24 protein-coding genes and 1 pseudogene are annotated in these 20,094 nt (G+C 40.5%); 8 read left to right on the top strand and 17 right to left on the bottom strand.

Translation table 11 applies throughout. The features are described from left to right. The 3 genes and pseudogenes from IM450_RS03600 to IM450_RS03590 form a co-directional block, all read right to left on the bottom strand. On the bottom strand, window positions 1-325 hold a 325-nt coding region (locus tag IM450_RS03600; protein ID WP_287666737.1), incomplete at its 3' end, for a recombinase family protein. Window positions 326-407: 82 nt separating this feature from the next. Beyond that, window positions 408-599: pseudogene (locus IM450_RS03595) on the bottom strand (cytochrome D ubiquinol oxidase subunit II); the annotation flags it as partial. Window positions 600-738: 139 nt separating this feature from the next. Then, on the bottom strand, window positions 739-1,923 hold the full coding sequence (locus tag IM450_RS03590; protein ID WP_287666730.1) for a tetratricopeptide repeat protein: 1,185 nt from the start codon (window positions 1,921-1,923) through the stop codon (window positions 739-741). 37 nt (window positions 1,924-1,960) lie between these two features. On the opposite strand from IM450_RS03590, the gene IM450_RS03585 reads away from it, so the two are divergent. Then, window positions 1,961-3,136: an esterase-like activity of phytase family protein gene (locus IM450_RS03585; protein ID WP_287666727.1), complete on the top strand. Its 1,176-nt coding sequence runs from the start codon at window positions 1,961-1,963 to the stop codon at window positions 3,134-3,136. A 111-nt stretch (window positions 3,137-3,247) separates the two neighbouring features. Here IM450_RS03585 and IM450_RS03580 read toward each other — a convergent pair whose 3' ends face one another. The 3 genes from IM450_RS03580 to IM450_RS03570 form a co-directional block, all read right to left on the bottom strand. After that, complete coding sequence (locus IM450_RS03580; RefSeq protein WP_002802138.1) at window positions 3,248-3,799, bottom strand: LabA-like NYN domain-containing protein; 552 nt, start codon at window positions 3,797-3,799, stop codon at window positions 3,248-3,250. Between the two features lie 381 nt (window positions 3,800-4,180). Then, window positions 4,181-5,005 carry a sulfurtransferase gene (locus tag IM450_RS03575; RefSeq protein ID WP_287666724.1) on the bottom strand — a complete coding sequence of 275 codons (825 nt, stop codon included), beginning with the start codon at window positions 5,003-5,005 and terminating at the stop codon, window positions 4,181-4,183. Continuing rightward, window positions 4,974-5,417, bottom strand: coding sequence for an ATP-binding protein (locus IM450_RS03570; protein WP_002802134.1), 444 nt, complete (start codon window positions 5,415-5,417; stop codon window positions 4,974-4,976). The genes IM450_RS03575 and IM450_RS03570 overlap by 32 nt, the downstream gene beginning before the upstream one ends. A 170-nt stretch (window positions 5,418-5,587) precedes the next feature. On the opposite strand from IM450_RS03570, the gene IM450_RS03565 reads away from it, so the two are divergent. Beyond that, a complete protein-coding gene (locus IM450_RS03565; protein WP_002802125.1) occupies window positions 5,588-6,724 on the top strand; it encodes a SpoIIE family protein phosphatase in 1,137 nt (378 codons plus the stop codon). Here the strand turns inward: IM450_RS03565 and IM450_RS03560 are convergent, their stop codons facing one another. After that, entirely contained in the window at window positions 6,725-7,048 is a 324-nt protein-coding gene (locus IM450_RS03560) for an STAS domain-containing protein (RefSeq protein ID WP_002802117.1), read from the bottom strand. A gap of 145 nt (window positions 7,049-7,193) precedes the next feature. On the opposite strand from IM450_RS03560, the gene crtO reads away from it, so the two are divergent. After that, the gene (gene crtO / locus IM450_RS03555) at window positions 7,194-8,840 is read left to right on the top strand and encodes a beta-carotene ketolase CrtO (RefSeq protein WP_002802115.1); all 1,647 of its coding nucleotides are present in this window, start codon (window positions 7,194-7,196) and stop codon (window positions 8,838-8,840) included. A gap of 514 nt (window positions 8,841-9,354) precedes the next feature. On the opposite strand, the gene IM450_RS22655 is transcribed toward crtO, so the two are convergent. The 10 genes from IM450_RS22655 to IM450_RS03505 form a co-directional block, all read right to left on the bottom strand. After that, a complete protein-coding gene (locus IM450_RS22655; RefSeq protein ID WP_425590354.1) occupies window positions 9,355-9,483 on the bottom strand; it encodes a type II toxin-antitoxin system YoeB family toxin in 129 nt (42 codons plus the stop codon). A 116-nt stretch (window positions 9,484-9,599) separates the two neighbouring features. Then, on the bottom strand, window positions 9,600-9,851 hold the full coding sequence (locus IM450_RS03545) for a type II toxin-antitoxin system Phd/YefM family antitoxin (protein WP_287688731.1): 252 nt from the start codon (window positions 9,849-9,851) through the stop codon (window positions 9,600-9,602). 243 nt (window positions 9,852-10,094) lie between these two features. After that, complete coding sequence (locus tag IM450_RS03540) at window positions 10,095-10,304, bottom strand: type II toxin-antitoxin system HicB family antitoxin (RefSeq protein WP_002777744.1); 210 nt, start codon at window positions 10,302-10,304, stop codon at window positions 10,095-10,097. After that, a complete protein-coding gene (locus tag IM450_RS03535) occupies window positions 10,301-10,519 on the bottom strand; it encodes a type II toxin-antitoxin system HicA family toxin (protein WP_002737958.1) in 219 nt (72 codons plus the stop codon). The genes IM450_RS03540 and IM450_RS03535 overlap by 4 nt, the downstream gene beginning before the upstream one ends. A 60-nt stretch (window positions 10,520-10,579) precedes the next feature. Beyond that, window positions 10,580-12,103 (bottom strand): tetratricopeptide repeat protein, encoded by a 1,524-nt coding sequence (locus IM450_RS03530; protein WP_287709496.1) that lies wholly within the window; start codon window positions 12,101-12,103, stop codon window positions 10,580-10,582. Next, window positions 12,084-12,263, bottom strand: coding sequence for a hypothetical protein (locus IM450_RS03525; RefSeq protein WP_002802108.1), 180 nt, complete (start codon window positions 12,261-12,263; stop codon window positions 12,084-12,086). Before IM450_RS03525 ends, IM450_RS03530 begins: the two co-directional genes overlap by 20 nt. A gap of 126 nt (window positions 12,264-12,389) precedes the next feature. Next, a complete protein-coding gene (locus tag IM450_RS03520) occupies window positions 12,390-12,749 on the bottom strand; it encodes a hypothetical protein (RefSeq protein ID WP_002802106.1) in 360 nt (119 codons plus the stop codon). Window positions 12,750-12,972: 223 nt separating this feature from the next. Beyond that, the gene (locus tag IM450_RS03515; protein ID WP_002802104.1) at window positions 12,973-13,242 is read right to left on the bottom strand and encodes a type II toxin-antitoxin system HicB family antitoxin; all 270 of its coding nucleotides are present in this window, start codon (window positions 13,240-13,242) and stop codon (window positions 12,973-12,975) included. Then, window positions 13,239-13,325: a type II toxin-antitoxin system HicA family toxin gene (locus IM450_RS03510; protein WP_373276102.1), complete on the bottom strand. Its 87-nt coding sequence runs from the start codon at window positions 13,323-13,325 to the stop codon at window positions 13,239-13,241. The genes IM450_RS03515 and IM450_RS03510 overlap by 4 nt, the downstream gene beginning before the upstream one ends. Before the next feature lie 160 nt (window positions 13,326-13,485). After that, window positions 13,486-13,641: a type II toxin-antitoxin system HicB family antitoxin gene (locus IM450_RS03505; RefSeq protein WP_287666735.1), complete on the bottom strand. Its 156-nt coding sequence runs from the start codon at window positions 13,639-13,641 to the stop codon at window positions 13,486-13,488. A 257-nt stretch (window positions 13,642-13,898) separates the two neighbouring features. Here IM450_RS03505 and IM450_RS03500 point away from each other — a divergent pair, with 257 nt between their 5' ends. The 5 genes from IM450_RS03500 to IM450_RS03480 all read left to right on the top strand — a co-directional run bounded on the left by IM450_RS03500 (window position 13,899) and on the right by IM450_RS03480 (window position 19,979). Continuing rightward, complete coding sequence (locus tag IM450_RS03500) at window positions 13,899-15,191, top strand: sugar ABC transporter substrate-binding protein (protein WP_287666713.1); 1,293 nt, start codon at window positions 13,899-13,901, stop codon at window positions 15,189-15,191. 1 nt (window position 15,192) lies between these two features. After that, window positions 15,193-16,503, top strand: a complete 1,311-nt coding sequence (locus IM450_RS03495) for a mechanosensitive ion channel family protein (protein ID WP_002802098.1) — start codon at window positions 15,193-15,195, stop codon at window positions 16,501-16,503. A 337-nt stretch (window positions 16,504-16,840) separates the two neighbouring features. Further along, window positions 16,841-18,523: an alpha/beta hydrolase gene (locus IM450_RS03490; protein WP_002802096.1), complete on the top strand. Its 1,683-nt coding sequence runs from the start codon at window positions 16,841-16,843 to the stop codon at window positions 18,521-18,523. A gap of 142 nt (window positions 18,524-18,665) precedes the next feature. Beyond that, window positions 18,666-19,217 (top strand): DUF2854 domain-containing protein, encoded by a 552-nt coding sequence (locus tag IM450_RS03485; RefSeq protein WP_149974096.1) that lies wholly within the window; start codon window positions 18,666-18,668, stop codon window positions 19,215-19,217. After that, on the top strand, window positions 19,218-19,979 hold the full coding sequence (locus IM450_RS03480; protein WP_287666709.1) for a sulfite exporter TauE/SafE family protein: 762 nt from the start codon (window positions 19,218-19,220) through the stop codon (window positions 19,977-19,979). Window positions 19,980-20,094: the final 115 nt, after the last annotated feature.

Here is a 20,094-nt window from a genome sequence, read left to right as displayed (position 1 = left end):
CAGTTTGTTCTAGAAGTTTTAATAATAGCTTTCGATGATCATTGACTCCACTTCCTACTTCTTTAACTACTCGAACAATTTGATAGCCTTTCGCAATACAATAAGCTTCCAATCTTTTTGCCTGAGTCTCTAAGTTAGATTGATTTTCTGAACTAGAAACTCGCCCATAAATAGCTACTTTATTTTCACCGCAAAAACGGTCATCTTCAAAAATAATAATTGTTCCTGTAGGAAGACGTTCTCCTTGTAACTGCCCTCGATTCCACATTCTCCAAGTAGTGTCATAACTGATCCCTTTTTTCTTAGCATAATCTGATAGTTTTATATGAACTGCAATGTAAACTTGTACTAACCATATTAGCAGTTGTTTGCAGTCATTTGCATATATTTTTTATAAAACTTTACAATACCTGAAATCCCTTTTCTAGATCTTCGATCGCGTAGGTTAAAATTTTCCAATTCAGGCGATCAATTTCCTCCTCGGCAATTCTGACTATTGCTTCCAGAGATCTTTGAATCCATTTACCATCTTTTAAGTGGGGCAAATGTTGCAGCAATTTCAGCAAGTCTTCGGTTAATTGAGAATAGGAATTTTCCATTGGTGGGTTGGGTTTTGGGTTTTAGGGTGGTCACTGCGTGCGCGTTGCGGGGGGTTTTAGGGTGTTGGGGAAGATATTTCTTAGTCCCCATTTCCCCATTTCCCTGTCCATTAGTTCACTATTTAAAGACTTAAGGTCACTATTCAGGATTATTTATTGCTTGATTAACTTGGGTGATTTGGGTTTGAAAATATTGTTCACGATAACGGATAGCTTGGGCTAATTCCGCACCTTTTTGGAAAGCGAGTAAAGCTTGGGGATAATTTTTTCTCTCTAGATAAATTTGACCGATTTGATCGTAGGTATTCATTAAACCGTAGTAATTATAACCCAATTCATGGACTTTAATTAATTCTTGATAGATTTGTAAAGCATAATCCACCTGTTGATAACTTTTATAAAGTTCGGCCAACTTATTTAAAGCTTCTCCTGCGGTGCCGTACTGTTGTAAAGCAAAAGCGAGAGAATAGGCTTCTTGAAAGTTTTGGCTGGCTTTATTTGCATCTTTTAAAGCTTGGTAATCTAAACCAATTTGAATTTTTAGAGCGGGAATTAACTGTATTTGCTGATTTCTGATCTGGGTTTCAGCTATTTCTTCTTTAATTTTTACCGCGTTAGCTGGTTGCAGAGATTCTCGATAAATTTCTGCTAGTCTTTGCAAATAAATTCCTTGCTTGAGTGAGTCATTACGAGCTTTGGCTAGTGCTAATAATTCCTCGTAAACTGGGGATGCTTTTTGATAATCAAAACGGGATAAATGAATTTGACCAAGTTGATTTAGAGTCGCTTCTACTGCCACATTATCACCAGATTGTCTGGCATTAGCTAGAATTTTATCATAGATAATTATCGTCTCATTAAAAGCTCGGATCTGTTGATAGGATGTACCTAGTAATGCTAATAATTCCCCGTCCATTGTCTGGTTAGTTTCTGCGGTTTGTTGCACAGTTTTTAAACGAGCAGTAATTAATTTAACATCCTCGGTTCGATCTCGATTCCAAGCTGCTAACCCCACTTTTCCCAAAGATTTTACTTCTTCTTTTGCTCCTAAATAACGATTTAATTTAATCACTTCATACCAGATAGGAAAAGCTTCCTCATTTAATCCCGCATCGTATTTAGCCTGAGCTTCAGCATCGCGTTGATCGATGTATAATAAAAGTTGACGACGCTCCAAGGGAGTTAAAGGGCGATCGATTGCGGGTAATAAAGGACTTTTTAGGGGAGTTTCGAGGGGATTGGCTGCAGGGGTTTCTGTTTGTGCGAGGAGAGGAAGGGAAGTACCGATCAAACAGAGCCATAAACTGAGAGAAAAACGTAGCATAATAGATTGATAGGAGCGTAGTAGAGGATGATATTTTGTGATTGATCGATTCTATAAGAGACTGACTGCCGAAAATTTGCGTTTCCCAATTTTGGGTTTAATTGCTAGTTTGATTGTAACCTTTAGTCTGGGGGCCTGTGGTGTCTCCCCGCAAGTTTTGGCAGAACAACGAATGTTTCTACCCCTCTCGGTCGAGTTTTTGGGAGAATATCAATTACCAGAAGCGGATTATCAGGAGACAAGGGTGGGGGGATTATCGGCAATTACTTATGATCGTGCCAATAACCGCTTTTATCTCCTCAGCGATGATCGTTCTCAGAAAGCTCCGGCCCGCTTTTATACGGCTAGTTTGCAGATAAATGATGAAAAAATCGAAAAAGTGAATTTAGAGGCGGTCACGTTCCTAAAAGATGGCAAGGGAGAAAGGTTTAAAAAGGGATCGATCGACCCGGAAGGTATCGCTTTTTCGCCCCGACAAACTTTGTTTATTTCCAGTGAAGGTGCGGTTAAAGAGGGAATTGCTCCTTTTATTGCTGAATTTGATTTGCAGGGACAATTAAAGGAGTCTTTGTTAATTCCTAATCGCTTTTTACCGGATGATAGCAATCAAAAAGGAATAGAGGATAATTTAGGGTTTGAATCCTTAACTTTAGGGATTACCAGCACTCTCAAAGACGATCCTTTTCGTTTGTTTACTGCCACAGAAAACGCTTTAATTCAAGATAGTCCCACGGGAAAAAGAGCAGAAAATCTCAGAGTGCGACTTCTTCATTATGTGATTGATCCGATTGGTGCGCCTGTGTTAGTATCGGAACAATTGTATGTGTTAGATGAGCCACCTAGTGGTGCGAGATACTACGGTTTAACGGAATTATTAGCTTTAGAAAAAGAGGGTTATTTTCTCAGTTTAGAGCGAACTTTTGGTTTAGAAGGTTTTGGAGCGAAACTATTTCAGGTAGTTAATGGTAGTGCCACGGATACCTCGAAAATTGCTCGGATACCGGGGGAATTAGAAGCTTTACAGGTGCAACCCTTGCGGAAAAAATTATTACTAGATTTAGGGACTTTGGGGATTGATTTAGATAATTTAGAAGGAATGACCCTCGGTCCAAGATTAGCTGATGGCAGTCGCTCTTTGATTTTAGTCAGTGATGATAATTTTAATCCGAATCAGGTCAATCAGTTTTTACTATTTCGACTCAAGGAAAAATAAACAAGAGATGGTTAATTGCCTCACCTATCCCCTTCTGGGAGAGGGATTGGGGTGAGGACTAGCAATAAAGAAAAAGGGGATAAATAGCCGGTTTAAAGACACAACGGCCAGTTAATAATCACTTTTTTCGATATCTTTGCGAAGATCATTCAGGTCAATATAGCGATCGGTGGCATTTCGCAATTCCCTAGCGATCATCCCTTCCGTAGAAACTACGGTAATATGAGTATTTTTAGAGCGCAATAGTTCGATCGCTCGTTCAAAATCGCCATCACCGCTAAATAAAATGACTCGATCGTATTGATCGACGGTATTAAACATATCGACGACAATTTCGATATCTAAATTAGCTTTCTGGGAAAACCGACCGGAACTATCATCATAATATTCTTTCAAAATTTTTGTTCTCACCGTATAACCCAAACTAATTAAAGCATCGCGAAAACCTCTTTGATCTTGGGAATCTTTTAAACCCGTGTACCAAAAGGCATTAATTAACATAATATTCGGGTCGTTGGTGAAGTAATTTAACACCTTACGCGGGTCAAAAAACCAACCATTTTTTTGTTGAGCATAAAACATATTATTGCCATCCACAAAAATCGAAAGGCGATCTTTCGGACGGGTGCCACCATTACAATGACAAAGACCGGCTTCTGTCATACAAAATACATACCTAATTTTTTATACAGTTTAACTATAAAATTACTTTTTAGTAATTTTACGGGGGAAAACGACTATTCTTTGGGGAATAGCGGTGATTTGAGAGCAAAAAGATAGCAACTAAAATAAAAATTAGCTTTTTTGTCTAAGTAGGGAGACACAATTATTTGTAGGATGGGTTAGCGGTAGCGTAACCCATGCGGGCGTTGGGTTTCATGCTTCAACCCAACCTACGTTTATCTTATATTTAATTCCACCCACCCACTTAGGAGACAAACTAGATAATAGTTTGGGAATAATTAAAAGTGATAATAGAGGGATTGTACAGTAATCAGGTCATTTTGATAATCTTTCTCGATAGATGGGTATCAATAGGGCTGGTTAGATCAGGTAGGAACACCAATCACTCCAACCTCCAGAATATAGCTTAACATTCTCGTATCCGGCTAGGGTCAGGGAAAAGATATTAACACAGGCTGTCACTCCCGAACCACAGTAGAGGATAATTTCTTGATCGCCTTGCCGCTCTTGCCAACGTTGTTTTTGCAGGGCCAGGGGTTGAGAAAAACCCTGACTATCGGTGACTTCTAACCAAGGATAATTAAGCGCCCCCTCGATGTGGCCGGCGATCGGATCGATCGGTTCCCTTTCGCCCCGATAGCGATCGCTTTCCCTGGCATCAATTAACACCACTCCCGCTTGCTCTTTTTGCCTTTTTACCTCCTCGATTGTGACTACCCAATCCTGTTGAACTTGGGGGAGAAAAGTGCCGGTTTTCGGCACAGGTATCTGATTGGAGACGGGATAACCCGCATTTAACCAATTTTGCCAACCACCATCGAGAATGCTGACTCGTTCATGGCCCAGATAACGTAATAACCACCAGAGACGACTGGCAAAGGCAAAACGGGAGGCATCGTAGGCGATGACATGGGTTTGGCCGGAAATCACCCCTAACGAGCTTAATTTAGCGGCGATCGTCGGCGGATTCGGTAAAGGATGACGGCCGCCATGACGGGCAACGGGAGCCGATAAATCGCGATCGAGGTGTAAATAGAAGGCATTTTCAATATGATTGGCTAAATACTCTTGATAACCGAGATCGGGATCGTTTAATTGAAAACGACAGTCAATAACCATCAGATCGGGGCGATCAAGATTAGTCACTAACCAACTAGGAGAAACGAGGGGTGCGATCGGATTCATGGCGGGAAAATTGTTTAATAATTAATAGACAGTTGCGTTGATCTTCGCTGCGAGTATAACTGAGTTGATCGGCGATTTTTTGGAGGATCGGCAGTCCTTGCCCATGACCAGAGAAACTATAGTCATGATAGGCGTTTTTCTCGATAAAGTCCTCTAAATCGAAGGCGGAACCCCGATCCCAGATGCGAATTTCCATCTGGGATCGGGTAATCTCGATCTCGATCTCGATCGGGATTTCGGGAGGTAGGTGTCGGTGAGCGTGACGGACTGCATTAGTAAAACCTTCGGCAAGAGCAAGCTGACACTGGAGCCAGTCTTTTTGGGGAATGCCGGCCGGTTCAAGTTGCTGAAAATATTTTAAAACGGTATCTAAGGACCTGAGATCGCTATCTACCTGAAAAGAAATCTTCACCCCCGGCTTACCTCTCCAATGCCTTACGCTAGAAGTTATACCATTTTTCCCAAACTATGACTGATGTATTAGCTCGATTCTGGATTTAATCCTGTCTTGAGGTACAAGCAAAGTCGTCCACTCCCCTCTAGTGTAAGCAGTAAGATTGAGATAGTCGAGTTACAAAAAAGATGGTACGAATTCTAGTAATTGATGATGATGGAGTAATTCAGACGTTTCTGAGCCGCGCTTTGCAGAAGGAATACGAGGTTTTTGTTGCCAGTGATGGGGAAGAAGGATTAAAGCAAGCGGGGCAACTAAAACCGGCGATGATTATTTGTGATTGGATGATGCCGGGGATCGATGGGTTGGAAGTTTGCCGGCAAATTAAGCTTAATCCCCAACTGTCAACGACTTTTTTTATCCTCTTAACTTCTTTGGGATCGGTGGAGGATCGGGTGAAGGGATTGGATGCGGGGGCGGATGATTTTTTGTGTAAACCGATCGAGATTAATGAGTTAAGAGCGCGCGTGCGGGCGGGAATGCGTTTGCATCAATTAAGTCACGATCTGCAAGCGCAAAAACAATTACTAGAAATGGAGTTAGCGGAAGCGGCGGAATATGTGCGATCGCTGTTACCAGAACCTTTTATTTCTCCAAAACTTGCTATCGATTTTCGCTTCCTTCCTTCTCGTCGATTGGGGGGTGATGGCTTTGATTATTATTGGTTAGATAATGACCATTTGATGTTATATCTTTTAGATGTGGCAGGCCATGGGTTGCGAGCGGCTTTACCTTCCCTTTCGGTGATTAATTTACTCCGTTCTCGTGGTTTAACTCAGGTAAATTACTATCAACCTAATCAGGTTTTACAAGGGTTAAATCAAGTTTATCAAATCAGCCCTAAGAATGATAAATATTTTACTATCTGGTACGGAATTTATGATCGGAAACAACAACAGTTAACCTATGCCAGTGCCGGTCATCCCCCGGCAGTTCTCCTGACTCAAAAACCTTTTGGCCAGATGATTGAAACCAGACTGAAAGCCCCCGGTTTTCCCATCGGGATGTTTCCGGAAGCGGAATATATTAATCAGGTTAAATGCCTGAATTTACCCAGTAGCCTTTATCTTTTTAGCGATGGAATTTACGAGATCGATTGTGCTGATGGTAGGATGTGGGGACTAGAAAACTTTATTCAATCTTTGCGAAATTATCACTGTAATTCCGCCAAAAATCTCGATAATTTTATCGAAAAGATTCAAGCTTTACAATTTGATGGTAATTTTAAGGATGATCTTTCGATCATGCAGGTGGATTTTCGCTGATTAACTTCCTAAAATTTTTTGTTCTAATTCTTCTCGGTTATTAAAAATTTCAAAAACTCGATCCATATCGGTCAATTCAAATAACATTTTTATCTGATCATTAATCGAGCAGATAAAAATCTTACCCCCCGCAGAACGCACGGTTTTTAAGGATAAAACTAGCGCCCCTAAACCAGAACTATCCATAAAGGTGACATTCTTGAAATCAACGATAATAACCTCGGAACCTCCCTGCACGGCTTCGGTAATTTCTTGGCGAAATTGGCCAGCTTGGTTGCCATCTAAAATACCCGATGGTTGAATAACTTTAATCGCAGAACTCATAAAAAAAAGGAAAAATTAAAGGTTTTCTACCTGCTCACTCATAACTGCTCGCTGAAATCTGCTGACATCAGCCAATCTTTAACTATTTTTAACATATTAGGGTCAAGAAAAGCGCAAAATTAAAAATAGGAATTTTTGAAACTGCATGGAAAGTTACGATGTCATCCTCATCGGTGCCGGGCATAATGGTTTAGTTTGTGCCGCCTATCTCCTCAAAGCCGGTTATCGCGTCCTCCTTCTCGAACAGCGTAGCGTACCAGGAGGAGCCGCTACCACAGAAGCGGTTATCCCGGATCTAGCCCCCGATTTTAAGTTTAATCTCTGTGCGATCGATCATGAATTTATCTTTTTAGGACCAGTAATTGAGGAATTAGAGCTAAAACGCCACGGATTAGAGTATTTATTCTTCGATCCTACCGTTTTCTGTCCCCATCCCTCCGGCCAATATTTTCTTTCCTATCGCTCTCTGGAAAAAACTCACGCCGCAATTGCCCAGTTTTGTCCGCGAGATGCCGATCGCTACCTTCAGTTTATCGACTATTGGGCGCAGTTGATGAATGCGATCGGGCCTTGGTTTAATGCCCCGCCCCAAGATTTGCTCAGAATCGCCCGCAATTATAACTCTAGTGCCTTAGCTAGTGTCTGGAAAGCGATCGGCTCGAAAAAGAAACTGCTCGACTTCATCCGCACGATGATTACTTCCCCCGAAGATGTCCTCAATGAGTGGTTTGAGAGCGAATTTGTCAAAGCACCCCTGGCTCGTCTAGCGGCGGAAATTGGCGCTCCTCCCTCCCAAAAAGGCATTACCTCCGGGATGATGATGATGGCAATGCGTCATTCCCCCGGGGTGGCTCGCCCTCGTGGTGGTACAGGCGCACTAACCGAGGCTCTGGTGAAATGTGTTGTTAGTCTCGGTGGGGTAATTTTAACCGAGCAGAAAGTTAAACAGATTCTAATCGAGGAAGGACAAGCGATCGGGGTTAGGGTGGACTCTGGACATGAATATCTCGCAAAAGCGGGTGTTATCTCTAATATTGACGCTAGACGAGTCTTTTTACAGTTAGTCGCCCCCGCCGATGTGGATGCCGCCGATCCAGAATTGCGAGAAAGGGTAGAACGGCGAATTGTCAATAACAATGAAACAATTCTTAAAATTGATTGCGCCCTCGCCGAAGCACCAAGGTTCGAGGCTTATGATCACAAAGAGGAGTATTTACAGGGAACGATTCTCATCGCCGATTCCGTGCGTCACGTTGAACAGGCCCACGCTTTAACGATTTTGGGGCAGATTCCCGACGAAAATCCCTCGATGTACCTAGATGTCCCCACTATTCTCGATCCCTCCATGGCTCCCCAGGGCAAGCATACCCTCTGGATCGAATTTTTTGCCCCCTATCAGATTGCCGGGGCCGAGGGAACGGGATTAAACGGCACGGGATGGACGGAAGAATTAAAAAATCGCGTGGCCGATCGAGTTCTTGATAAACTGGCCGATTATGCTCCCAATCTCAAATCTTCGATCATTGCCCGTCGGGTGGAAAGTCCGGCCGAATTAGCTAATCGTTTGGGTTCCTATAAAGGTAATTACTATCATCTTGATATGACCTTAGATCAGATGATTTTCCTGCGTCCTTTACCGGAAATAGCTAACTACAAAACTCCCATTAAAAACCTTTATTTAACTGGGGCAGGAACTCACCCCGGCGGCTCAATTTCGGGGATGCCGGGGCGTAATTGCGCTCAGGTTTTTCTGCGGGATCAAAGCACTTTTCTGCAAAGATTATTTAACTAGGGTTTGCTGAATAAATGTGAAATAAGTAGGTAGGCGTTAAAAGTTATCATATCCCCCCGCCTATCGGCACCCCCCTTATCAAGGGGGGCAGGGGGGATCGAACCTAAAATCCATTTTTAATTTAATTATAACCAGCTACTTATGTACAAGGTAAGGAGTTTAGTGGCTTGTTTCACAAAACAGATGCAAGATTTTAAAGCTAGTGTCTCAAAAACCTTGCATCTTGATCGACGATCGCCCTTACTTTTTCAGCAAACCCTAATTATTTTTTACTATTTGAGTATCGGGGTGATTTTCCCTTAATTCCAAAATGTAATAAGACAGTTGAATAAAAATACTATAGTGATAATTCATGGGTTGTCTCCTTGATTTAATTTTGCTAGTTCCTGAAGTGCATTTCTTCCGTCTTTTTCCTGGTAGCGATCAGCATCACTACTATCTTTGCCTGACAGGGGCAAGCTATATTCTAAACGGGGATGACTTCAGGCGTTATGACCGCTCTTACCTAATCTCCCTAGTGTGTTTTGGTACGAATAATCAGAATAGTTTGATCGTCTTCATAAATTTCATAAAGCAGACGATCTTTTCTATTTAGGCGATAGGAATACAAGCCTTCTAAATCGCCTTTTAAGGATTTGCCAATATAGGGATTAATTGCAATTATGTTAGTTAAAATTTATTGAAGTTTGACTTTTTGTTTTTGGGTGAGTTCGTCGGTATCTTTTCGCGCTTGTTTAGAAAAGACAATTGTGTAGGTTGTCATCCAAATACTTGTTCCATTATCAGGGTTTCTCCTGCGGCATATTCTCGTCGTGCTGATGCAATATGTTGTAATAGTTTGGAATCTTGCATGAGTTCGGAGGTTTCAGCTAAGGATTCCCATTCTTCTTGAGTGATGAGAATATAACTGCGATTTTCACGAACGATCACTACTCCATCGGGTTCTTTTTCAGTGCAATCGCAGAGTTTTTCTAGGTTGGCTTTGGCGTAATCAACGGTGACTTGATACATAAATCGCTTACGGTTTGTGGGGATTAGTCTTATAATAAAGCAAAAATTGCTTCTTGGCTGACGTTTTCATGATTTATTTTGGGCTTTTTGGTTCTGATCGAGAAGAAGGCGATATGACAACTTTAGTAATGATCTAAGCCGTAACTTGCATAATGTTTATTTTGGCTTTTCCGAGATCATGGTATAAAATGTTCTATGAACGGTTAAATACTAGGAGATATTACTGAACTGAGAATATTTGGGCTATGCGGAAATAGCCTGGAGAGGTGGGAGAGATTTGCCTCGTGCAGTGTAGTCTTCGATAAGGAGATCTAGAACTTCAAGGGCATTTTGTAGAGCTGCATGGTAGGTTTCACCATGGGTATGAGCATAGGGGCCAAATTCAGGGAGGTGGGCGATAAATTTGTTGTCTTCTTCTGACCATTGAATAAAAATACTATAGTAATAATTCATGGGTTGTCTCCTTGATTTAAGTTTGCTAGTTCCTGAAGTGCATTTCTTACGTCTTTTTCCTGGTAGCGATCAGCATCACTACTATCTTTGCCTGACAGGGTCAAGCTATATTCTAAACGGGGATGGCTCCAAACGGTATGACTACCTTTACCGGGGCGATAGGTAAACCCTGCTTTCAGAAGTATAGACTTGAGTTCTCGTATTTTTTTAGGCATTTACTATCTGCTGGAGTAATTTTATTGCAGTTTGAGCATTATTAAGGTATTACAAAGAATCTAGGAATGACGGAGTGATTGGATATCTTCGACCATTTCGGGGGGAAAGCGTTGGCTTAATTCCTCGTCGGGAAGTTGAGAAAGCATCAGATTATAATTATTTTTTACTGTTTGCGTGTTAGGGTGATTTTCGCCTAGTGTGGCTATCAAAATAGCAATCGCTCTTTGATAGAGAGGTTCTGCTTCTGTGTATTTCCCTTGAGACTGATAAAGATCCGCCAGATTGTTGAGACTGTTGGCCACATGAGGATGCTCTGCTCCTAATTGCTTTTCCCGAATCGCCAGTGCTCGCAAATAGAGGGGTTCTGCTTCTGCGTATTTCCCTTGAGCGCGATAAAGATCCGCCAGATTGTTGAGACTGGTCGCCACATCAGGATGCTCTTCTCCTAATTGCTTTTCTGTAATCGCCAGCGAGCGCAAAAAGAGAGGTTCTGCTTCTGCGTATTTCCCTTGATCATAATAAAGACCAGCCAGATTGTTGAAACTGTTGGCCATCTCAGGATGCTCTTCTCCTAATTGCTTTTCTGTAATCGCCAGCGCTCGCAAAAAGAGAGGTTCTGCTTCTGCGTATTTCCCTTGAGAATCATAAAGTAACGCCAAATTGTTGAGACTGGTCGCCACATCAGGATGGTCGGAGCCTAATTGCTTTTCCGTAATCTCCAGCGAGTGCAAAAAGAGAGGTTCTGCTTCTGCGTATTTCCCTTGAGCGCAATAAAGACTCGCCAGATTGTTGAGACTGGTCGCCACAGCAGGATGCTCTTTTCCTAATAGCTTTTCCCGAATCGCCAGCGAGCGTAAAAAGAGAGGTTCTGCTTCTGTGTATCTCCCTTGATCTTGATAAAGACTCGCCAGATTGTTGAGATTAGAAGCAACACTAGGATTATTGCAACCAAATAACTCTTCATGGATTTTTAATCCTTGTAAAAATAGAGATTCTGCTTGAGCAAAATCGCCTTGATATTGATAAGAAATACCTAAATTGCTCGAAGCATTTGCTTCTGATGTTTTATCACCAATTTGCTGGGCAATTTCTAATTGTTTTTGAAAATATTCAATTGCTTGCTGATATTTTCCTAAGGATTGATAAGTAATCCCCAGATTTCCGAAAGCATTTGCTAGGGCAAGAATATCGCCGATCTCCTGAGCAATTGCTAATTGTTCTTGAAGATGTGAAATTGCTTCTTGATACTGCCCTAAAGACTGATAAGCCGCTCCCAAATTACCTAAAGTATTCGCCAGCGAATACCGATCATTAGTTTCTCTAATAATTACTAATTGTTGCTGAAGATATTGTACTGCTTCTCTATATTGACCCCAAGATTGATAAATCATTGCTAACCGGCCAAGAGCAAAAACCTCAGATTGTTTATCACCAATATCCTGAGCTTTTTTTAAGAGCTTTTGATAGATTTTAGGATTATGTTTTTTGGGCGTAATCTGATCAAAGTTCTCAAGATTTAACTCTGTTTCATAATTACTAGCCTGAGCCGAATTAGTTTGATTTTTATGAATCTGAATCATCATTAGCCTCCAATAAATTCTCCAATACATTTAAAAATTGCTCAAATTCTGATTCTGCGGATTGAATTGCCTGAATCCATTCTGATAATTCTTTAACTGTTATATTAACTTTGCCCTCCTGTTGACGAGCATTTCCCTTAAGTTTGTAGAAAATTGCTTTCAATTTACATAGACTTTCAATGCCGTAATCAAGATTAGAAAGAGAAGTCGAAATAGACTTGGAACTCTCACTGGTTGTATCTAAGTTAGCAGGGTTTTGTTTAACCTGCTCCCCTACAGGCGGCTGTAGTCAAAAATTATTAATTTGTTTATCAATATTAATATCCCGATTAGCAAAGTTAAGAATTTTTTCTAAGTCAGTCAACTGATTAATAACGTAAGGATTAGATTGATTTTCCTTAACCACTTGTTCTGCAACTTTTTGTATTTCTGGGTCTTTCAATAGAGTCGCCATTACCTCAATCGTTTCAGGTAACAAACCAGGATCTTGATTAGCCGATTGCAACTTTTTTAAAGTATCAGGAGAATTCGCTCCGATTAAATTTATCAGTTTTTCAAGGGAACCATCTAAGACAAGCTCCCCCACACGGGCCAACGCTCCCCCTAAAATAATCGTGACTCCTGTAGCCAATAGCGTTAAAGGTTCCATGGTACGACTCCTTGCTAGTAAATGGCACTTAATTAATTGTTAGATAGTGTAACAGGCTTCTGGTTCTTGTGTTTTATCTTTAATAAGATTATAGCCTGTGAAATAACAAAATGCCTACCCCGTGGAACAGGCTTCTAGTTCCTGTACTTGATCTTTGATCAGATTAAAGTAAAAGCTTTAATTCCAGTTTGCTTAAGTTTATCGTTCATTTTCCTTAATAAAACTAAGGTTTAACTAACACTTGATCTATGGGAATATGAGTTAGAAAAAATGCTTCTCCTTCCGAATCTCGCAAAGCTTCTAAATAGGCATCAATCCCTCGCGGTTGGGGCAAGTTTTCAACATCTGCCAAATGCAAAGCCAAAGCTGATCGCATTTGCTCCGTTGTTTCTTCTAGAGTCGCACCTGTTGCTACACAACCCAATACATCGGGTGAATAAGCTGAAAATCCCGTCTCACTTTTTTCGAGAACAATTAGATATTTGTCGATCATTTTAACCCTGCTTGTTTAAGAATACTAGCTAAAGTTCCTTTACGAACATCATCACTTAATTTGCCAGCAACAGTCACCTTCAGGGTTTGGTTTGAGAGATTCTCTGTTCAGCGTAAGCCTTACGCTCCCAATGGTTTGGGGGATTACTCTCATAATAAAGTAAAAATTACTTATTGGCTGACGTTTTCATCATTTATTTCGGGGTTGTCGGTTCTGACTGAAATGTAATAGAGGATATTTGAGCTATGGGGAAATATCCTGAGGACGTGAGAGAGATTTGCCCAGTGCAGTGTAGTCTTCGATAAGGAGATATAGAACTTCAAGGGCATTTTGTAGGGCTGCATTGTAGGTTTCACCATGGGTATGAGTATAGGGTCCAAACTCAGGTAAATGGGCGATAAATTTTTGGTCTTCATCTGACCATTAAATGGTGATGCTGTAGTGATGGTTCATGGGGTGTTTTCCTCGTCTAGATTTTGTAGTTCTTGCAGGGCATTTTGGACTAATTCTATTATGGCAGCCGATAGTAACTGGGATTACTGCTATACTGGTGGCTCTTGACAAAAGATCATGTTAATTATTTTTCTGATGAAGATTATTAGTCACCTTTTCATGTATCATGAATATATGGCAAGATTTTTGAAGGATCACGAGCGATGCAATTTCTAAGGCTCAGAGTTAAAACTGTTTGGAGAAGTAAAAAAATAAGGGGAATTATATCGCTCCTATTGCTTTTTATCCTGATGCCAATTTTTCTTTATGCCTGTTTTAGTGATCTCCCTAATCAATCATCGGAGCAACTGCAAGGAACTCTCTCGGTTTGGTATCCAGAAGAGGGAAATTTAACTGAAATACTAGGTCTCGGTTTGCAAGAGTTTGAAAAATTAAATCCGCAAGTGACAATTCTCGAAAAAGCTATTCCTATCGATGAGATACCCGAACGTTTTTTTAAACAATCTCAAAGCGGATTGGGTGCTAGTGTTATTCTAATTTTTTCGAGAAATATACCCAGATTAGTATCCCAAGGGGTACTGAAGGAAATTGACCAGAAAAATCTAGATTTATCTATTTATTATCCCCCGACGCTGAAACAAGTTAGCTATCAAGGAAAAATCTATGGCATTCCTTTAGGTTCTCGTACTAATGTACTGTGTTACAATCAAAAAAAATTACAAGTTAGTACCGATCCGCTGCTGAAGCAACCTCCCACCAGTTTAGAGGGATTAGTGGAACGTGCGCGCAAAGGCTATTCTGTGGGGATAGTTTCCTCTTTTGAAGATACTTTTTGGGGAATGGCAATTTTTGGCGGCTATTTGTGGGATGATCAGGGTAGGCTGCAACCTCGCTTGGATGGTTGGGCAAAATGGCTAGAATGGCTAAAATTTGCCTCGTCACAGCCTAATTTTATCCTCAATCGTCAACGGGAATTACTTCACGAGGCCTTTGCTAGAGGCCGCTTAACCTATTATGTGTGTAATTCTATTGAAATTGCCGATTTAAAAAACAGCCTCCAAGATGATCTCAGAGTCGCTTTACTTCCCCAAGACACTCAAGGTAAAGCAGCACCAATTCTCTATACACGGGTGATGGTATTTAATCGCAATAATAGTGATAATGAAAATAGTTTGGGGTTAGCTTTAGGAAAATTTCTCTCTAATCCCGAACAACAATTACAAGCAATCATCCAAACAGAAAGTTTTATTCCCACTAATCGACGGGTACAGATCGAAGGAAAATTACTACCGATCGAATCGGTATTATTACAACAATCTCAAAATGTTGTGGCAGTTCCTCTGGATGATTGGGAAAAGTCGAATCAAATTTTAGAACAAGGAGAATTTTGGTATGAAAGAGCGATCGCTGGTGAAATATCTTCCTCAGCAGCAGCCCAAAAACTGACACTTTATATTCAATCAGATCTCGATCAGGAAGTCGGGAAAATAAATTAATATGAACAACAATATCCCCTCTCTTTCGGAAATAATTGCTAACCAATTATTATTTTTAGGACGTAGAAATGTTCAAAATCAATTAACGACTATTTTTCTCTCCTTAATTGTTGCTTGGTTATTATCAAAATGGTTATGGTCTTACTTAGAAAAAAGATTCCCTCACGGCACCAGTTTTATTCACAGTGATAAAAAATTAACCCTCCGTCAATATTTTGCCATCCTGATACAGTTTCTTAATTTTCCAGTTATTAGTCTAATTTTACTTGACTTAAAGTATCTAATTTTTTTCAGTCAAAACTGGACAAGAGGAATGATTAATTTATCCATACAATTAATATTTTTTTACTTGATTTATCGTTGTTTATTAGCTGGATTATATGCTAGGTTTTCCGTCAATACAATTAAATATTATCATGGTCGGCTTTTAGCACCTTTATTGGTATTATTCCTCCTGAGAACTATTATTGGTGTTTACAATAATATTCAAGAAATTGCCCAAGTATCTCCCTTCAATTTATTCAATAGTCCGATCACATTGAGAAGCATATTTATTTTGATAATAGCTCCCTATTTTCTGGTAATTATTGTTATTCTTATAGAGAGTATAATTCTGAGTATTACTAATTTAAATCAGCAAGCGAGTCGCGGTGAAATTGAAGCAACTTTACTGTTAGGACGTTATTTTTTCATTGTCTTAGGTTTTATTATCATCTTGGGTTATGTGGGAGTTAATGCAACAGCAATAGCGGCAATTACTGGCGGTTTATCGGTGGGTATTGGTTTCGGTATGCAGCAAGTGGTAAGTAATTTCATTAGCGGTATTTTACTATTATTTGAAAAAGTTCTCAAACCCGGTGATATAATTAATATTGAAGGACAGACTTCTCAGGTAAAAAAGCTAGGTATCCGAGCGACAACAGTGCAAATTCTTACAGACAATTCCGAAAAAATTATTCCCAATCAAAAGTTTTTTACTGAGGATGTCACCACCTACACGGGTAGTGATAACTTGATTTATTGTTCAATTGTTATCGGAGTTGGTTATAATTCTAACGCCCAACAGGTGATGAATTTATTGCTAGAGATTGCCGATCAACATCCTCACATACTTAAAAACCCGCAACCAGTAGCCTTTTTTCTTAATTTTGACGATTCTAGTTTAAACTTTGAATTAAAGTTTTGGTTGGATGATGTCAACAGAAAAAAGCGAGTAATTAGTGATATTAATTGTGCTATTCTTGATCGGTTTACTCAACAGGGTATCGAGATTCCCTTCCCGCAACAAAATATTCACATTCGTAATAATTAGCAATTTATATTGGTCAAAAATCTTATCTGATTATTTTCATCGCCAAATATATCACTTTCACTTATTAAATTCATGTATTTATCGTTTTTTATTAATGGTTAATATCTTGACATAAAAACAATTATAACTTACTATTCTAGATAGTATATTCACAAATTATCAATAATCTATAATTAAAATATCCCAGATGAATATATCGAGGTTTTGCTAATGCTTTTTCGTCCTACTTTGCTTGGCACTTTATCGCTTGCCCTAGCCTTAAATTGGCCTTATGGACATCACTCGTAGTCCCACTTTTCCCTTTTAATTGTTGTCATTTACCCTAACTAAAAATCCCATGATTATTCCCCGTTTACAAAATCGTTTTCCCAGAAATAATCCCACCCGTCGGCTGCAAGCTTTTCTCCTAGGTCTTTTCGCTGCGAGTATGACCGCTTTACCCCTAAAAGCCGCCGAAGAAATTGAATTTGTCTATACTCCCCTCGTCTTTTCCGTATCGGTAGCATCCCTAGAAAATTTTGCTAAAGAAGGAAAGATTGATGCTAATTTAAAAAGATTTCTGTCCAGAGCAACTCCCGAAGCAAGAGAGAAGTTTCGTGAGGCTTTATTAACAAAGATTGACATCGATCCTATTTTACTATCTCGTTTTTTTAATAGTGTGATGGGTGCTGATATGCTCTCTCGTTTGGGCAAAGGCATCACCATTGAAGGGGGAATTAATGGTAAATATGCCCTGCGGGGTGCGATTGTTAGTGCCGCTTTCGATCCGGGAGGATTAACCCTTTTAAATGTCCTGAAAAAATTCCCCAATAATATACAGTTACAGGGGGAAGAAATCCTCGGATTAGCTAAAACCATCGATTATGCGGTTTATGTGGCGGAAATATTTATTAAAGATATGCGCCTCTGGACAGCCGAGGAAGCCGCTGCCGTTAAACCAGCGATTAATTATACCAGTTTACCCGATTTGCGTCAGCGCGGTAGCTTTCAGGTAAAAAAAGAAGTTTGGAACCTAACCGATAGCAGTCGCAATCGCAGTTTATATGTGAATGTTTATATCCCGCAAACTTTCCGAGAAGACAAAACACCTGTAATTATTTTTTCCCACGGATTAGCCTCGCGACCGGAAGATTATGCCCAAGCAATTGAACATCTAGCTTCCTACGGATTTTTAGTAGCGGTACCGCAACACCCCGGCAGTGATACCCAATACCTGCAAGGAACGTTAGGGGGGTATTATCGCAATATTTTTGATGGTAATGAGTTTATTAATCGACCTAAAGATATTAGCTTTGTCATCGATGAATTAGCCAGACGAAATGCTAGTCAATTTCAAGGTAAACTTGACCTCACTAATGTGGGAGTAGCGGGTCATTCCTTCGGGGGTTATACATCTCTAGCTGTTGCCGGCGCACAAATTGATTTTGATAATCTCGCCCAAGATTGTAATCGTCCTTACTCCGGGATTAATATCGCTATTTTACTGGAATGTCGCGCCCTAGAATTGCCTAGACAGGTCTATAATTTTCGCGATGAACGAGTCGCGGCCGTCTTTGCAGCTAATCCCGTTAACCGCAGTATTTTTGGGGAAAAAGGTTTAAGTAAAATCTCGATTCCTGTCCTCTTGGGTTCGGGAAGTTATGACCCGGCAGCTAATCCGATTTTTGAACAGGCCATTCCTTTTACTTGGTTAAAAACGCCGGATAAATATCTGGCCATGGTGGAGGGACAAGCTCATGTAAATTTTACGGAATTGGATGCAGGAATGCAAAAAACCCTAGAGTCTGTGGTCGATATCACTTTACCCAATCAAAATTTAATCGAGGATTATGCGGGGGCTTTATTGGTGGCTTTTTTTGAAGTTTATATTGCTGATAATGACAAGTTTCGTCCTTTTCTTCTGTCTAGTTATGCAGAATATCTCAGTCAGGGACAAAAGTTTAAATTAGACTTTATTACTGCCGCTTCTGACCAGAAATTATCTCAATTAATTGAAAAATTGCGAGTACATCGGCAATAGGCACTCTTGCAATAGGCAATAGACACTAATTGCCTTCAGTAGCTAATAACTGAAAAATCTCCCCACTGCCCCTCTGCAAAAAAGATTCTTTTGAGTTGTATAATCTCTAAAGGATTAGCGTACTCAAGAAAAAAATTATTTCATGCTTAGGAAAATTAGACTATCATACTTTGGCTTAATTTTAGGCAGTATTTTAACGGTTATCGGGATTATCGGTTATGCCCAAGGTAACGCCACGGTCAATTTAGCGGGGTTTTTCTACGGATTACCCTTATTATTGGGAGGTTTAGCCCTAAAAGCTTCGGAAATCAAACCCATACCCTTTAGTCAACCCAGTAGCCCCGAAATCTTGCAATTGCGCCAACAACAGGCTACTGTCACCCAAACCAAACTTCGCAACGATGTCACCCGCTATCGCTACGGACAGGAAGTGCATCTGGATGAAGCCCTAGAAAAGCTGGGATTAAGCCCCACGGACGAGGAAAGACCCACTTTAGTGGCAATTCGTGAAACTGCTGTTGATTCCGCCTATTGTCTCACCCTAGAATTTGAATCGCCCCTTTTACCCCTAGAAAAGTGGCTGGCAAAACAGGAAAAAATCGAAAGATACTTTGGACCAGGAATTAGAGCCGAAATTAAGCAAGTTGACGAGGAAAAAATTGATTTAGCCCTAATTACTATCCCTAACCCCTAAATGCTCACGCCTACTCAGTATGGCTTCCTAGCAATCGCTGCCGTGGCTGCCGGCTTAATTAACGCTCTTGCCGGTGGCGGTAGTCTGATTACTTTTCCAACGCTGATGGCGGTGGGTATCCCACCGGTGATGGCAAATGTGACTAATACCGTCGCTTTATGCCCCGGTTATCTGGGGGCAACCCTCGCCCAAAAAAAAGACCTGCACGGGCAACAAAAACGGATTCGGTTATTGCTACCATCGGCAGTTATTGGCGGCATTATCGGTGGTATTTTGCTGTTAAATAGTAGTGATAAAGTATTTGAGCGCCTGATTCCTTTTCTGATTCTTTTAGCGGCAGCTTTATTGGCTTTTCAAGATACTTTACGCTCTTGGTTGCAGCGGCGACAGGGGGACGAAAATGGTCATATCCCAGAAATTTTCGCGGTTTTACCCATCGCTCTCGCTTCAATTTATGGTGGTTATTTTGGAGCGGGTTTAGGTGTGATCGAGTTGGCAATTTTGGGCTTATTTCTCAAGGATAATCTCACGAGATTAAATGCTTTAAAACAGTTGCTTTCTTTGGTGGTTAACGTGGCGGCATCTTGTTTTTTTTTCTTTTCTAATCAGGTATATTGGTCGGCGGCAATAGTGGTAGCAATTGGCTCTTTAATTGGGGGTTTATTGGGGGGGAAAATAGCTAGAATTATCTCTCCTAGTTATCTGCGTCAGACTGTGGTAATTCTGAGTATTATTATCGCTATAGTTTATTGGCTTCGTTAACAAACCGATTTATGGCAGTTAAGCTGCCCGCGCATTTAAATTGCTTGTTGAGATCAGGCAACAGTTTAAAACCTTACCCGATGACGTTTTAACTCAATTGCCAAGAAAAGTGGGT

The organism is Microcystis sp. M083S1, from assembly GCF_020246405.1.
Lineage (GTDB): Bacteria > Cyanobacteriota > Cyanobacteriia > Cyanobacteriales > Microcystaceae > Microcystis > Microcystis aeruginosa_C.
This window is presented reverse-complemented; position numbering and strand designations above follow the sequence as displayed.